General features: G+C 61.1%; 15 protein-coding genes. 10 read left to right on the forward strand and 5 right to left on the reverse strand.

Annotation, left to right across the window (positions count from 1 at the left end; translation table 11 throughout):
• Positions 1-5 precede the first annotated feature (5 nt).
• The 5 genes from CK911_RS05085 to pspF form a co-directional block, all read right to left on the reverse strand.
• A complete protein-coding gene (locus tag CK911_RS05085; protein WP_098969210.1) occupies positions 6-1004 on the reverse strand; it encodes an oligopeptide/dipeptide ABC transporter ATP-binding protein in 999 nt (332 codons plus the stop codon).
• A gap of 82 nt (positions 1005-1086) precedes the next feature.
• Positions 1087-1980, reverse strand: a complete 894-nt coding sequence (locus tag CK911_RS05090; RefSeq protein WP_068978497.1) for an ABC transporter permease subunit — start codon at positions 1978-1980, stop codon at positions 1087-1089.
• Positions 1981-2015: 35 nt separating this feature from the next.
• On the reverse strand, positions 2016-2975 hold the full coding sequence (locus tag CK911_RS05095) for an ABC transporter permease subunit (RefSeq protein WP_042022406.1): 960 nt from the start codon (positions 2973-2975) through the stop codon (positions 2016-2018).
• 2 nt (positions 2976-2977) lie between these two features.
• On the reverse strand, positions 2978-4573 hold the full coding sequence (sapA, locus tag CK911_RS05100) for an ABC transporter substrate-binding protein SapA (RefSeq protein WP_172954089.1): 1596 nt from the start codon (positions 4571-4573) through the stop codon (positions 2978-2980).
• A 91-nt stretch (positions 4574-4664) separates the two neighbouring features.
• A complete protein-coding gene (gene pspF / locus CK911_RS05105; protein ID WP_098969211.1) occupies positions 4665-5717 on the reverse strand; it encodes a phage shock protein operon transcriptional activator in 1053 nt (350 codons plus the stop codon).
• 196 nt (positions 5718-5913) lie between these two features.
• Between pspF and pspA the strand changes: the two genes are divergently transcribed.
• From pspA to CK911_RS05155, 10 genes are all read left to right on the forward strand, one after another.
• Entirely contained in the window at positions 5914-6600 is a 687-nt protein-coding gene (pspA, locus tag CK911_RS05110) for a phage shock protein PspA (protein WP_042022411.1), read from the forward strand.
• A gap of 3 nt (positions 6601-6603) precedes the next feature.
• Complete coding sequence (pspB, locus tag CK911_RS05115) at positions 6604-6840, forward strand: envelope stress response membrane protein PspB (protein ID WP_042022412.1); 237 nt, start codon at positions 6604-6606, stop codon at positions 6838-6840.
• Between the two features lie 106 nt (positions 6841-6946).
• Positions 6947-7351 (forward strand): envelope stress response membrane protein PspC, encoded by a 405-nt coding sequence (gene pspC / locus CK911_RS05120; RefSeq protein ID WP_042009633.1) that lies wholly within the window; start codon positions 6947-6949, stop codon positions 7349-7351.
• A gap of 160 nt (positions 7352-7511) precedes the next feature.
• The gene (locus CK911_RS05125) at positions 7512-8933 is read left to right on the forward strand and encodes a YcjX family protein (RefSeq protein ID WP_172953963.1); all 1422 of its coding nucleotides are present in this window, start codon (positions 7512-7514) and stop codon (positions 8931-8933) included.
• Positions 8934-8984: 51 nt separating this feature from the next.
• Complete coding sequence (locus CK911_RS05130; protein ID WP_098969214.1) at positions 8985-10016, forward strand: YcjF family protein; 1032 nt, start codon at positions 8985-8987, stop codon at positions 10014-10016.
• Positions 10017-10206: 190 nt separating this feature from the next.
• Positions 10207-11130, forward strand: a complete 924-nt coding sequence (locus CK911_RS05135; RefSeq protein ID WP_033138459.1) for a LysR family transcriptional regulator — start codon at positions 10207-10209, stop codon at positions 11128-11130.
• A gap of 197 nt (positions 11131-11327) precedes the next feature.
• On the forward strand, positions 11328-12473 hold the full coding sequence (locus tag CK911_RS05140) for an ABC transporter substrate-binding protein (RefSeq protein WP_098969215.1): 1146 nt from the start codon (positions 11328-11330) through the stop codon (positions 12471-12473).
• Positions 12474-12616: 143 nt separating this feature from the next.
• Positions 12617-13630 (forward strand): ABC transporter ATP-binding protein, encoded by a 1014-nt coding sequence (locus CK911_RS05145; protein WP_098969216.1) that lies wholly within the window; start codon positions 12617-12619, stop codon positions 13628-13630.
• Positions 13627-14595, forward strand: coding sequence for an ABC transporter permease (locus tag CK911_RS05150; RefSeq protein ID WP_098969217.1), 969 nt, complete (start codon positions 13627-13629; stop codon positions 14593-14595). The genes CK911_RS05145 and CK911_RS05150 overlap by 4 nt, the downstream gene beginning before the upstream one ends.
• Positions 14596-14630: 35 nt before the next feature.
• On the forward strand, positions 14631-15458 hold the full coding sequence (locus tag CK911_RS05155; RefSeq protein ID WP_033138455.1) for an ABC transporter permease: 828 nt from the start codon (positions 14631-14633) through the stop codon (positions 15456-15458).

Consider the following 15458-nt stretch of genomic DNA (forward strand, 5'->3'; position numbering starts at 1 on the left):
AATCATCATTTTTTCGGCTCCTCCATATTCAGCGGGAAGTGGCAGCTGAACTGATGACCTTTGATCTTTTGCATCAGCGGGGTCTGCACGCACTGCTTCTGGGCATAGGGACAACGTGGCCCCAGCCGGCAGCCGATGGGCAAGTGTTGCAACGGGGGAATAATCCCGGGCAGGGTGTCGAGTCGTGACTTGTGACGCACCAGCTTGTCAAAGTCAGGGATCGACTTGAGCAGGGCGTCGGTATAGGGGTGGCGCGGGCTTTCCAGGATCTGCTCCCGGGTGCCCACCTCGACCATTTGACCGCAATACATGATGTTGATGGTATCGGTCAGGTTGGCGATGGCGGCGATGTCGTTACTGATGATCAGGATGGTGGTGTTACCCAGCTTGTTCATCTTGTCCAGCAGTCGCAGGATCTGGGAGTGAGTGGTCGATTCCATGGCGCTGGTGGGCTCGTCGGCTACCAGCAAACGCGGTTTGTTGGCAATGGCCATGGCGATCATCACCTTTTGGCACATACCGTCAGAGAGCTCGTGGGGATAGGCGCTCATCACCTTGCGATGATCCTTGACCCCGACCCGGTGCAGCAGGGCGATGGCCTTCTTTTTGCGCCACTGGAAGCGCTGCCAGAACTTCCCTTCGTACGAATCGGTCGGGATCGCCTCTTCCAGCTGGGTGCCAATCTCTTCGGAAGGGTCGAGGCAACTGATGGGGTCTTGAAAGATCATGGCGATTTCGCGGCCCATGATACGGCGCCGCTCCTTGGGGACCATGGTCAGCAGATCCATGTCGTTGAAGCGCATCCGATCGGCGCGCACCGTCCAGTTGTCCTTTTCGATGCCAACGATCACCTTGGCGATCAGACTCTTGCCTGAGCCTGATTCACCTACCAGCCCACGGATCTCCCCCTCGGTCAGGGTCAGGCTCACCTTGTCTACCGCCTTGACCTTGCCTTGCGGGGTATCAATCTCGATGGTGAGATTACGAATATCGAGCAAGGGCATCAGCGGCACTCCTCATTGCGGTGTGGCACAGGGGGTTGTATCAGCGCGATGCCGATAGAGCGGGTTTCGAATAAGGGCATCATCAGTCATTGCCCTCTTTAAGTGCTTCACGGATCCCTTCACCCACCACGTTGGTGACCAACACACTAAACAGGATGGCGATGCCCGGCAGAGTCACTGTCCAGGGGGCGAGGTAGATAAGATCGCTCGAATCGGCCAGCATGGCGCCCCATTCCGGCTGGGGTGACTGAGCGCCGAGGCCAAGAAATCCTACCGCCGAGATATCGAGGATGGCCGCCGACAGGGTGCGGGTGGTTTGGGCCACCAGGGTCTCGACGATATTGGGCAAAATAGCCAGGCGCATGATCCGGAAGGGGGGAGAGCCATCGAGTCGGCTGGCGGTGATGTACTCCTTCTGCATTTCGGTGTGCACCGCATTATAGGTGGCGCGGATAAAGGGCGGGATCAACGCCAGGGTAATGGCAATCAGAGTATTGCCAAGGCCCGGTCCCAGGATCGCGACCATGATGATGGCCATCAGCAGGGAGGGGATGGAGAGCAGGGTATCGAGCAGGTGGTGTAGCACGCTCGATTTGAGCCCCTTGCTCATGCCGCCAAGGATGCCGATAGCAGAGCCCACCACCATGGCAATCACCACCACCACCAGCGCATAGCCAAAGGTGAGGCGAGCCCCGACCACCAGCCGGGAGAGCATGTCGCGCCCCAGGTCATCGGTGCCGAGAAAGTAGTCGATGTTGCCGGTTGCCGCCCAGGAGGGGGCAAGCAACAAGTGCGCTGCATGCTGTTCATCGATACCGTAAGGCACCACCAGCGGTCCAACCAGGGTGATTAGCAGCAGCAGTAAAAAGCACCAGAGTCCTGCCATGGCGAGCGGGTTGCGGCTGTAGGAAGCCCACGTCTGCTCAAGGGGCGAGAGGATCTTGAGCTCGGGATAGATGTTCGATTTATCTTGCATAGGATACCTGGCTCCTGGTCACGCCATGAGCGCGTTCAATCTTGTTTGGCATACAACTCTTTGCGCCGTGCCGGATAGATAAGGGTGGTCAGCAACTCGGTGCTGACGCTGATCAGGATCACAAAACTGGCGACCACCAGGGTTGCACCGCGAATGGCGGCATAATCCTGCAGGGCGATGCTGCTGATGAGCCAGCGGCCGATCCCGTGCCACTCGAACACCACCTCGGTGATCATGGCGGAGGTGAGCACGCTGCCCAGTTGCAGACCCAGCAGCGGCAGCACCGGTGGCAGGGCATTTTTCAGGCCGTGGCGCCAGACGATCTGCCATTTGGAGAGGCCGCGGCTCGCCGCCGCCTTGATGTAGTTTTGCTTCATCACATCGATGAGGGAACTGCGCACATGGCGGATCACCTCGGTGGTGGGCACCACGGCCAGCACCAGTGACGGGAGGATCAGGTGGCGCAGGGCATCGTGCAGCGCCGCTTGCCGCCAGGGTTCGTTGCTCAGTAGCACATCAATCACCGCGATACCGGTGATCGACGGGACATCGTAGAGCAGGCTGAGTTGCCCCGAGGACGGCAACCAGCCGAGATCGAGGGAGAAGAGCATCACCGCCAGTAGCGCCAGCCAGAACACCGGCACCGCGTAGCCGATGAGGCCTGCCGTCATGATGGAGATATCCAGCGTCTTGCCCTGTGACAGGGCGGCCAGGGTGCCGAGGGGAATACCCACCAGCAGCGAGATGGCAAAAGCGGCCAGACAGAGGATCAGGGTCGCCGGGAAATAGTGGCGGATCTCGTCCAGCACCGGTAGCCCAGAGACGCTGGAGAGCCCCAGATCACCGGCGAAAATGCGGCGCAGGAAGTCGGGATAACCGCTCCAAAAGCTGAGTTGATTGCCGATCAGCCGATAGTCCAGCAGATAGGCGACGAAGGTCAGCGCCAGCAGGGTGATGAGCAGCAGGTTGAGACGGCGCAAGGTGTATAAAAGCATGCTTACTCCCTGTGAGCCTGGTTGAAGTAGGTGCCACCGAAGGGCATCAGCATCAGCCCCTCGATGTCGCTGCGGCTGACCTGAGTGCGCAAGGCGTGGGCCAGCGGAATAAGGGGCAGCTGTTCGTTGAGCAGGGTCTGGGCGTAATAGTAGTTGCGCAGTCGGAAGGCGAGCTGGGGCGTGGTGACTGCATCATCCAGCAGTTGATCAAAGGCCGGGCTGCACCAGCGGCTGTAGTTGTTGCCGCGCTCTACGGCGGAGCAGCTCAGCAGCTGGCGGAAGAAGTTATCAGGATCGGCGTTGTCGGCAATCCAGCCGGAGAGCAGACTGTCGTACTGCCCCTGAGTGAGGCGACCTTCGATCACCTGCCACTCCCGTTGCACAATTTTGAGCTTGATGCCGACTTTGGCCAGATCACTGCGGATCAGCTGGGCGGTTTTGACCGCATCCGGGTTGTAGGGGCGGGCGTCCGGTTGCACCAGCACCTGCATCTCGAACCCATTCTCCAGTCCCGCCTCCTTGAGCAGCTGGCGCGCCCGTTTCAGATCAGGCTTGCGCTCGGGCAGGCTGGGGTTGTACCCCCAGGATAGGGGTGGCAGCAGGCTGTTGGCGGGTAGACCGGTATCGAAATAGACCGCCTGCAACAGGTTGTCGGTATTGATGGCGCTGGCAATGGCCTGGCGCACCTTGATGTTGTTGAACGGCGGTTTGCGGGTATTGAGGGCCAAAAAGGCGACGTTCATCCCCGACTGGACCGAGAGGTTGAGAGCCGGATGCTGCTTGATCACCGAGAGCTGGCTGGCAGACGGGGTGCTCATCACGTCACACTCGCCGGTCAACAGCTTGGCCAACCGCTTGGAGGATTTTGGGGCTATGTCGTAGACCAGCTGTTCAATCTTGGCATCGCCGCCCCAGTAACCCGGATGGCGCAGATAGCGAATGAGCTCGTTGTGGCGATACTCCTTGAAACTGAACGGGCCGGTGCCGATGGGGCGGGTGTCCAGCAGGGCTGGCGTGCCGGCCTTGAGCATCTGTTCGGCGTATTCGGCGGAGAGGATCACCGCATAGTCGCTGGCCAGGGTGGCGAGGAAGGAGGCGTTCGGTTGGTTCAGCTCGAACACCACCGTCTGTGGCCCCTTCTTGCTCACCCGCTTGATCAGCAAATCCTGCCCCAAGCTGTAGAAGTAGGGGTAATCGCCGCCAGAGACGTTGTGATAGGGGTGCTGTTCGTCAAGCTGGCGGGCATAGGTGAAGACCACGTCATCGGCATTGAAGGTGCGGGTGGGCTTGAACCAGGGGGTATGGTGAAAGGTCACCCCCTTGCGCAGAGTCAGGGTATAGGTGAGCCCATCCTCGCTGATACGCCAATCGGTGGCCAGTGCCGGTTCCAGCGCCAGGGTGTTGGGGTTCACCTCCAGCAGGCGGTCGTAGAGCGGACGGGCAGTGGCATCCAGCGTCACCCCGGAGTTGGAAACATGGGGATTGAAGGAGAGGGGAGATCCCTCAGCACAATAGATGAGTCCGGTTTTGGAGGCCTCGGGTTGCTTCTGGCAGCCGGTGACCAGCACCAGCAGGCCGAGTAGCAAGGGGGTGAGCATTCTCATTGTTGAACCATGTTCTTATACGATGTGGGTACGCACGTTTTGATACAAATGTGCCAGCGCAAAGGCTGGCGTGTTGCGGGAGTCGTCATAAATCGGACTCCTTTTGCTCTTGTTCTGCCTCGTTATCATCATTGAGCAGCTGATACTTGCGTAGCATGCCACGGAACTGGTGATAGCTTAGGGCCAGCAGTTGAGCGGCTTTGCGCTGATTATACTGGGATTGCTGCATCGCTTGCTTGAGTAAATTAATCTCGAACTCCGCCACCGCCTGTTTCAGCTCAAGCGGCAAGCTCATCGCCGTGGCGATTGGCGCCTCACCCGACCCCTCTGGCAACTGCAGGTTACTCTTGGCACCGGGGCGCCAGGGGGAATCAAACGGGTTGATCACCAGGGTCGAGAGCGGCAGTTGGGGATTGCCCTGACGGTAGATACTGCGCTCCACCACGTTTTTCAGCTCCCGCACGTTGCCCGGCCAGTGGTAATCCTGCAGCAGCTGGGTTGCCTTGCGCGAGAACCCGGCAAACAGCGGATAACCCAGCTCCCGAGTCATGCTGTGGGCGAAGTGCTCCGCCAGCATCAGGATATCTTCTCGCCGCTCCCGCAAGGGGGGGAGGGTGATCACATCAAACGCGAGCCGGTCGAGCAGATCGTGGCGAAACTGCCCCCTGTCGGCCAGCGCAGGGAGATCTTCGTTGGTGGCGCAGACCAGCCGCACATCCACCTTGAGAGGCTTGGCCCCACCCACCCGCTCGAACTCGCCATACTCGATGACCCGCAGCAGCTTCTCCTGTACCCGGGCGCTGGTGGTGGCCAGCTCGTCAAGGAACAGGGTGCCGCCATCGGCCCGCTCGAAGCGGCCCTGATGGCGTTTGGCCGCACCGGTAAAGGAGCCCGCCTCGTGACCAAACAGCTCGGTCTCCAGCAGGCTCTCGCTCAAGGTGGCGCAGTTGATGGTGACAAAGCTTTGATCCCAGCGCGCCGAGAGATAATGTAGGCGGTGAGCGATCAGCTCCTTGCCCGTCCCCCGCTCACCGATGATCAGCACGGGTTTGCGCAGCGGGGCGAGCCGTGAGGTCTGCTCAATGATCTCGAGAAATGCGTTGGATTCCCCCAGCAGGCTTTCCGTGGCCGTGGTCATAGTGATCCCTGTCGGTTGTTAAAGCTGGTCAATCTTACCAAAAGTTGGTGAATCTTATCATCACTTGCACCAGGCATCTTGTAATTCGGTCTTTCAGCCCCATATAAATCAACAAGTTAAATTTCATTCCAGATTGGCACACAAGTTGCCATTGTCAATGGAGAAACAACGCCATGCCAACAACAGGAGTGCAACCATGAGTATTTTTTCCCGTCTGGCCGACATCATCAATTCCAACCTGACGTCCCTGCTCGACAAGGCCGAAGATCCCCAGAAGATGGTGCGCCTGATCATCCAGGAGATGGAAGATGAGCTGGTCAAGGAGCGTTCCAATCTGGCCCGTTTCCTCGCCAGCCAGAAAGAGATTGGCCGTCAGGTCACCCGTCATCAGGAGCGGGTTGACGAGTGGCAAGCCAAGGCCGAGCTGGCTCTGACCAAGGGGCGTGAAGATCTGGCCCGCGCTGCCCTTATCGAGAAGAAGAAACAGACCGAGTTGTCAGAGACTCTCTACCGCGAACAGCAAGCGGTCGACAGCGGCATCGAGAAGCTGGGCGAGGAGATCCGCCAGCTCGAAGCCAAGCTGGAAGATGCCCGCGCTCGTCAAAAGGCGATGGCGATCCGCACCGAAGCGGCTAGCAGCCGTCTCAACGTGCAGAGCCAGGTAGCCCGTGGCGAGAGCCAGGCGGTGGTAAGCAAGTTCGAGCGGATGGAGCGTCGCATCGACGAAATGGAAGCCCGCGCCGATCTGGGTCAGTCCGACAAGGCACTGGCGCAGCAGTTTGCCGAGTTGGAAGTTGACGACCAGATCAGCCGCGAGCTGGAAGCGATGCGCCAGAAGCTGGGTCAGAGTGAGCACAAAAGCGAAGGCAAACAGGGGGAGTAACAGATGGAAGATCTGCTGGGTGTATTGATGGTTCCCATGGTGGTCTTCATGGTGGTGGTGGCCCCCATCTGGCTGGTGCTGCACTACCGTGCCAAGGGGCGGATTGGCGCCGGTCTCGCCGATAGCGAGCGGGAACAGCTGCAAGGGTTGCTCGGCCGTGCCGAGAAGATGCAGGAGCGAGTCGGCGCGTTGGAGTCGATCCTGGATGCCGAGGTTCCTGGTTGGAGAAACAAGGTATGACGGTTTTCAATGAGAGATGCCATGACCGTGGCGGAAAGCCGGAGCGGGTCGGCACAGTATTGGAGTCGACTCTGGATGCGGAAGTGCCCGGTTGGAGGAACAAGGTATGAGCAATGTGAGTCGTGACGGGCGTAACCTGTACCGTGATCCCCAGCGCGGCAAGATAGCCGGGGTCTGTGCCGGTTTGGCAGAGTACTTCGGGGTGGAGACCTGGATCGTGCGGCTGTTGGCCATCAGTGGCCTTATCTTCGCCGGTTTCATCACCTTCACCGCCTATATCGCCGCCTGGTTCTTGCTCGACAAAAAGCCGGTCACCCTCTATTCGCAAGAGGATGCCGACTTTACCGAGGTGCGGATGAAAGCGCGCAGCTGGCAGGCGGGGGTCACTCCTCATCAGGCGCTGGGCCGTATTGCGCAGGAACTTGACGCGCTGGAGCCCAGAGTTCAGCGGATCGAAAAGCTGGTGACCTCCAAGGAGTTCACCCTGCAGCGGGAATTCAGCAAGCTGTAGTAGCCATCGTCAGTATTCATCGTCGATGGTGGAGCCTCCTGTGATGCTCCATCATTGACGCCACTCAGGCAGATTGACCATTCCGATGCGGATAGCCAGTCAGCCTTATCGCACGGTCGATCACGCCAGATGCAACCACCAAGGGAGAACGGGTCAAGCCTTGATACTCAATAAACTGGAACAGAAGTTGACTCGCCTGCAAAGCAAGGCGAACGACGTGGTGAACCGGGTGCGGGATCGCCATATCCGGCTGGCGGTGACCGGCCTCTCTCGCAGCGGCAAAACCGCCTTTATCACGGCGCTGGTCAACCAGCTGGAACACGCGGCCATCGATGGCCGTTTGCCGTTGTGGGATGCCCTGCGCCAGGGGCGCATCCTCGGTGCCCGCCGGGTGCCGCAGCTCAATGCCCACATTCCCACCTTTGCCTACGAGCGCGGCCTCGATTCCCTGTTTGGCGATCCACCGGCCTGGCCCGAGCCCACCCGCGGGGTGGCCGAGGTACGCATCGAAATTCGCTATCGCACCCGCCATCCGCTGCGCAAGCATCTGGGGGAGATCTCTACCCTCTACGTAGATCTGGTAGATTACCCTGGGGAGTGGCTACTCGACTTGCCGCTGTTGGAGATGAGTTACGAGCAGTGGAGCGAACAGGTGCGCGAGCAGCTGCGCCGCGCCGAGCTGCAAGCACTCGCCGCCAGCTGGCTGACACCCGGGTGGCAGGCCGATCAGCGCTTCGAAGAACGACCGGTGGCTGAGCTGGCCGAGCGCTACACCGCCTACCTGCATGCCTGCAAACAAGAGTTGGGGCTGCACCTGATCCAGCCCGGCCGTTTCGTCTTGCCGGGTGAGTATGCCGGTGCCCCCATGCTGCAATTTGTCCCCTGGGTGTGGGCGATGCCCGCCAGCGAGCCTGCCGATGGCACCCTCTACGCCACTCTCAGGCAGCGCTTCGAGCAGTACAAACAGCATCTGGTGCAGGGCTTCTACGAGCAGCACTTTGCCGGTTTTGATCGCCAGATCGTGCTGGTGGATTGCCTGCAGCCTCTCAATGCCGGGGCGGCCAGCTTTGGCGACATGCAGCAGGCCATCGCCCGTATCATGGAGAGCTTTGCCTACGGCAAGAGCAACTGGTGGCGGCGACTATTCTCGCCCCGTATCGACAAGCTGCTGTTTGTGGCGAGCAAGGCCGATCACGTCACCCCCGAACAGCATGCCCCCATGGTCTCCCTGCTTCAGCATCTGGTGCGCAGCGGCCGCGGGCAGGCCCGTTTTGAGGGGATCACCACCGAGTGTCTGGCGCTCGCCGCCATCAAGGCGACCGAAGTGGGCAAGGGGGTGGCCAATGGCCGCGAGTTCCCCGCCATCCGCGGCACCAGCCTGAGCGGTGAGCCGCTGCTGCTGTTCCCGGGTGAAGTTCCACCCCATATTCCGCCTGCCCAATGGTGGAATAAACAGGGGGGGAACAGTCAGGGCTTTGATTTTCAGGCGTTTCGCCCCATGCCCATGAGCGCCCATCAGGCGCTGCCCCATATCCGGCTCGATGCGGCGCTGGAGTTTCTGCTCGGGGATCACCTCGAATAACGGTGTGCGGCCCGGGTTTGTTTCCTGCGCCGCACTCAGGAGAGCAATGCGATGAACGATCAGATAAAAGAGCGGCCGCCGCTGCAGGGCAAGGTGATCCTTGAGCCTGCCTTGACGGTGGCCAGTGACGAGCGACCGCCCGCGCCAGCCCAGCGGCTGGAGGAGGCGAGTTTCGAGCGCCTCGACGAGCTTGATGATCTCACCGAGGTGGAGAGCGCCCTCGTCAGCAAACCGCGCCGCCGCCATCGGCTGTTGGCTTGGGGGCTGGGGGCGGTCGGTCTGCTCTCGTTGGGCCAGTATGGCGCCTTCCTTTACGAGCAATTCTTCACCACTCCGCTCTGGGGCAGTGCCTGGCTGGCAGCCTCGGCGCTGGTGGCGGCGGGCACCTCCAGTGTGGTGGGGCGCGAGTGGCTGCGACTGCGCACCCTCAAGCGGCGTCAGGATGTGCGCTCGCGCGCCGAAGATCTGTTGGCCCATCAGGGGGTAGGGCAGGGGCAGGCCTTCTGCGAAGGGTTGGCGGTCAAAAGTGGCGACAAGGGGCGCGAGGGGTATCAAACCTGGCTGGCCCAGCTCGATGAGAGCCACAGCGATCGGGAAGTGCTGACCCTCTACAGTCAGCTGGTACTGAGCGAACGCGACAAGCTGGCGCAGGCGCGGGTCGCCAAGTGGTCGGGGGAGGCCGCCGTGCTGGTGGCCCTGAGCCCGCTTGCCACCGTCGACATGATGCTGATGCTGTGGCGCAACCTGCGGATGATCGAGGATATCGCCGATGTCTATGCCATCGAGCTGGGCTACTGGAGCCGCATTCGTCTCATCCGTCAGGTGTTTCGCAACATGCTCTACGCCGGTGCCACCGAGCTGGTGACCGAGGTGGGGATGGATCTGCTGGGTGCCGAGCTCACCGCCAAGCTCTCCGCCCGCGCCGCACAGGGTGTCGGAGCCGGGCTGCTCACTGCCCGCCTGGGCCTGCGCACCATAGAAGCGTGCCGCCCGCTGCCCTGGTGTGCGGACGAGAAACCCAAACTCGGCGAGCTGCGCAAGCGGCTGATCGGCCAGCTGGCGGGGTATCTCAACAAATCCTGATAGCCCTATCTGCACCTTGCTGCGATGACCCATGCCCCTGTCGTGATCGCCAAGCCGCAGGGGCATGGTTTTAATCGGCAGATCATTGAGTTGGCAGCAGTGCCCGGTTTTGGCGAGGCGCCCGTTTACGGTTAAGCTGGCAGTCAATCGTATCAATCACACCAATCGTACCAATCGGCAAGGATGCCCGATGAACTTTACCTTTCGCCAGATCCGTTATTTCGTGGCCGTGGCCGACAGCTTTTCAGTGAGCCGCGCCGCCGCCGAGCTGCATATCTCCCAGTCGGCGGTCACCAGCGCCATTCGCGAGCTGGAGACCGAACTGGGCGCCCCGCTATTCGAGCGCAACCCGCGCGGCGTCACTCTCACCACTCAGGGCCACCAGTTTTTGCTTCACGCCCGCCGTATTCTCGGCGCCATGACCGAGGCGAGCCACTCCCTCAAAGCGGTGGCCCAGCAGGATCAGGGGCGACTCACCATCGGCGTGACCACCCTGGTGGCGGGTTACTACCTCTCAGAGGCGCTCGGCCGCTTTCGCCGTGCCTTTCCGGCGGTACAGATCGAGGTGAAGGAGGATGAACAGCCTTTCCTTGAGCACCAGATCGTCAACGGCGAGGTGGATGTGGGGATCCTGATGACCAACCGCACCATCCGGCAAGAGGCATTTGATACCGAGTTGCTGACCCGCTCGCCACTGCGGCTCTGGCTGGCGGCCAACCACCCGCTCTGTGCCGAGTCGACCCTCTCCCTGACGGCGTTGGGGGAGGAGCCGATGATCTCGCTGACTGCCGATCAGCTCGATCAAATCATCGGTGGCGGCCTGCGCCGCTACGGCATCTCCCCCCGCATCGTACTGCGCACCGCGTCGGTGGAGGCGGTGCGCAGTCTGGTAGCCAGCCAGCTCGGGGTCGCCCTGTTGCCCGATTTTGCCTATCGCCCCTGGTCGCTGGAGCAGGAGCGGGTCGAGGCGCGCACCATCAAGGAGCCCATTCCCGCCATCGATATCGGGCTGGTGTGGCGCCGTGGTTCTCGGCTGGATTGGACGGCGCGGGAATTTATCGATATCGCGCGGGATCAGAGCCGGTTGCGTGCCCGTCAGGCGCTTCCTCGCTAGCCATCTCTTGCGGGGTTGCCACTAAAATTCAGATTCATCTGCACTCGATATCGATTTAGCTGATACCTGAGCCACCAAAAATTGAAATATTCATCGTATTGCCACTCCCCTAAGCTCATTGCTGGTTAACAGGATGTTAACGCCCATGGCGGCGTTCCTTCACCTGATGCAAGTCAACACAATGCAAGGAGTGCATGATGAAATTGACCCCTCTGATGCTGGCTCTTGTCCCGGCGCTGCTGGCAGGCCAGACCCAGGCTGCCCCGACCGAGCTCGGCAAGGGTGAAGGCCAGCTCAATATCGTGGCCTGGGCTGGTTACGTCGAACGTGGCGAGACCGACAAGAACTACGACTGGGTGACCGGATTCGAAAAAGAGACTGGCTGCAAGGTGAGCGTCAAGACGGCGGCCACCTCGGACGAGATGGTGGCGCTGATGAACGAGGGGGGCTTCGATCTTGTGACCGCCTCCGGCGATGCCAGCCTCCGTCTGATTGCCGGTGGCAAGGTGCAGCCGCTCAATCTGGCGCTCATCCCGAGCTACAGCAAGATTGATCCCCGGCTGCAGAATGCCCCCTGGCACACAGTGGATGGCAAGCACTACGGCGTGCCCTACCAGTGGGGTGGCAATATCCTGATGTACAACACCAAGGTGTTCCCCAAGGCGCCGGACTCCTGGAACGTGGTGTTCGAGGAGCAGACCCTGGCGGATGGCAAGTCCAACAAGGGGCGGGTGCAGGCCTTTGATGGCCCGATCCACATCGCAGATGCAGCCCTCTATCTGATGACCCATCAGCCTGCCCTTGGCATCAAAGACCCTTACGAGTTGAACGAGGATCAGTACAAGGCCTCCCTCGATCTGCTGCGCAAGCAGCGCCAGCTGGTGGGACGCTACTGGCATGATGCCTTCGTTCAAATCGATGACTTCAAGAATGAAGGGGTGGTTGCCTCCGGCTCCTGGCCGTTCCAGGCCAATACCCTGATCGCCGACAAGCAGCCCATCGCCACCACTGTGCCTAAAGAGGGCGTCACCGGTTGGGCCGATACCAGCATGGTGCACAGCGATGCCAAGAACCTCACCTGCGCTTACAAGTGGCTGGAGCACTCCCTGAACAACAAGCTGCAGGGGGATCTCGCCTCCTGGTTTGGCTCGGTGCCTGTGGTACCTGCCGCCTGTGAGGGTAATGCCCTGCTTGGCCCGAAAGGGTGCAAAACCAACGGTATCGACAACTTCGATCGGGTTCGCTTCTGGCGCACTCCGGTCTCCCAGTGCAAGAGCCAGGGAACCTGTGTGCCCTATTACCGCTGGGTTTCCGACTATATCGCCATTCTGGGCGGTCGCTAAGGCGGTGTGAACAAGGTGGTCGGAACCGCTGCTACCTTGCCAACAGCAGGGGAGCTGCGCCACCTCTGCACAGCCGCTTAAACCGGATAATCAAGCGGGCCGGACAGGAGTCCGGCCCATCCCTGCACAGACAAGGACGCCCCATGAACGCCGTACAATTTGACCGGGTCAGTCGCCACTATGGCGAGGTGAAGGCGGTCGACGACATCTCTTTCCAGATCCCCTCCGGGGAATTTTTTACCCTGCTGGGTCCGAGCGGTTCCGGCAAGACCACCTGCCTGCGGATGATCGCAGGCTTCGAATACCCGAGCGGCGGGGAGATCCGCCTGTTTGGCGAACCCTGCTCCACTGTGCCGCCCTATGATCGCAACCTCAACACCGTGTTTCAGGACTATGCCCTGTTTCCCAACATGGATGTGCGCGACAACATCGGCTATGGCCTGATGCTCAAGGGGGTCGCCAAGGCGGAGCGCTACCGCAAGGTAGACGAGATGCTGGAGCTGGTGCGATTGCCCGGGGTCGGCAAGCGCCGCCCAAGCCAGCTTTCCGGCGGCCAGCGCCAGCGCATCGCCATCGCCCGGGCCCTCATCAACCAGCCGCGCATCCTGCTGCTGGATGAGCCGCTGGGGGCCCTCGATCTCAAGCTGCGCGAGCAGATGCAGCTTGAGCTCAAGGCGTTGCAACGCCAGCTTGGCATCACTTTTATCTTCGTCACCCACGATCAGCAGGAGGCGCTCTCCATGAGCGACCGGATCTGCATCTTCAGTCAAGGCAAGATCGAGCAGATCGCCGCCCCCGATACCATCTACGACGCTCCGGCGACGCCGTTTGTGGCCCGCTTCGTCGGTACCGTCAATCTGTTCGAAGGAGAGCAGGCCAGACGGCTGTGCGGCGACGGCAGCCAGATGATGGTGCGCCCAGAGCGGATCCGGCTCAGTGAGGCAGGCGCGCCGGGCTGGTCGGGGGAGATCCGCGAGGTGGAGTATCTGGGTCCTTTCGTCCGTTATCGGGTCGATCTCGGGGAGCAGCTCGAGATCATCGTCAATCACCCCAATGAGGGGCAGGCCCGTCTGGCCCGTGGCAGCAGGGTCAGCCTCAGCTGGCCGGAGCAGGCCATCCATCGCCTGAGCGCCGCTCATCAAGGGGCGCAGCCATGAGTGCCCCTCACAGTGCGAGTCTTGCCATGAACCATCAGCCCGAACCTGCCCGTTTCAGGCCGCTGCGGCGCCTCTCGACCCTGCTCTATGGTCGACCCGGCCTGCTGCTGGCGATCCTGCTGGGGCCGCCGTTGCTGTGGCTCGGCATCATCTATGTCGGCTCCTTGCTGATGCTGCTCTCCAACTCCCTGTTCGGGCTGGACGAGTTCAGCGGTCAGGTGCGCCACGAACTGGGGCTGCAAAACTTCGTTGCCCTGTTGCGGCCGGAGAATCTGGATGTGATCGCCCGCACCGTCGGCATGTCGCTGCTGGTGACCCTGGCTTGCGCCCTGCTCGGTTTTCCGGTTGCCTACTACATGGCGCGCTACACCAGTGGCAAGACCCGGGCGCTGTTCTATGTGGGGATCATGCTGCCGCTCTGGTCCAGCTATCTGGTGCGGGTCTATGCCTGGAAGCTGATTTTGGCCAAGGAGGGGGTGGTGAGCTGGCTGGCCGACAGCATGGGGCTGGAGTGGCTGCTCGATGCCATCCTCTCCCTGCCGGTGATAGGTGGCCCGTCGCTCTCCTTTTCGCGGCTCGGCACCTTTATCGTGTTCGTCTACGTCTGGCTGCCCTTCATGATCCTGCCCATTCAGGCGGCGGTGGAGCGTATTCCGCGCTCCCTCCTGGAGGCGAGCAGCGATCTGGGGGCGACACCTGCCCAGACTTTTCGCAACCTGATCCTGCCGCTGGCGTTGCCCGGTGTGGTGGCGGGCTCCATCTTCACCTTCTCGCTGACCCTCGGCGATTACATCATCCCCGGCATTATCGGCAACTCGACCATGTATATCGGCCAGGTGGTCTACATGCAGCAGGGAACTGCGGGCAATCTGCCCTTTGCCGCCGCCTTCTCGCTGGTGCCAATCCTCATCATCGCCATCTATCTGGCGATTGCGAAACGACTGGGGGCGTTCGATGCACTCTGACCATCTCGCTTTGAACCGGCAGCAAGGAGGCCGTCATGTCAGCTAGCTCAGTGATCAGTCAGGGAGAGCGCCCTTCGGGCCTGCTCAAGTACGCCGCCATTGGTGGGCTCTTGTTCCTGCACTTTCCCATTCTGTTTATCTTCCTCTACGCCTTCACCAGCGAGAGCAAGAGTTACCAGTTTCCGCCCCCTGGGCTCACCCTCAAGTGGTTCGAGGTGACCCTCAATCGCCCCGATGTGTGGCGCGCCATCCAGCTGTCGCTGGAGGTAGCGGGATTGGCGACGCTGGTGGCCATGATCCTCGGCACTCTGGCGGCAGGGGCCATTGCCCGCAGCCGTTTCTTCGGTCAGGAGGTGGTGTCACTGCTGCTGGTGCTGCCCATCGCGCTGCCCGGCATCGTCACCGGTATCGCGCTGCGCTCGGCCTACGGCTTGATGGAGATCCCGTTCAGCTTCTGGACCATCGTTATCGGCCACGCCACCTTTTGCGTGGTGGTGGTCTACAACAATGCGCTGGCCCGTTTTCGCCGTACCAACCAGTCGCTGATCGAAGCATCGATGGATCTCGGGGCCGACGGCTTCCAGACCCTGCGCTACGTGATCCTGCCCAATCTGGCCACGGCGCTGCTGGCGGGGGGCATGCTGGCCTTTGCCCTGAGCTTTGACGAAGTGATCGTCACCACCTTCACGGCGGGCCAGCAGACCACGTTGCCCATCTGGATGTATCAGGAGCTGATCCGCCCCCGAGACAGGCCAGTCACCAACGTGGTGGCCCTCATCATAGTGGCCTTCACCACTATCCCCATTTTGCTTGCCTACTACCTCACTCGCGACACCCATGATGTCGCTGGCAGTGGCAAATGA

The sequence above is a fragment of the Aeromonas sp. CU5 genome (genome assembly GCF_002586745.1).
Classification (GTDB): Bacteria; Pseudomonadota; Gammaproteobacteria; order Enterobacterales; family Aeromonadaceae; genus Aeromonas; species Aeromonas sobria.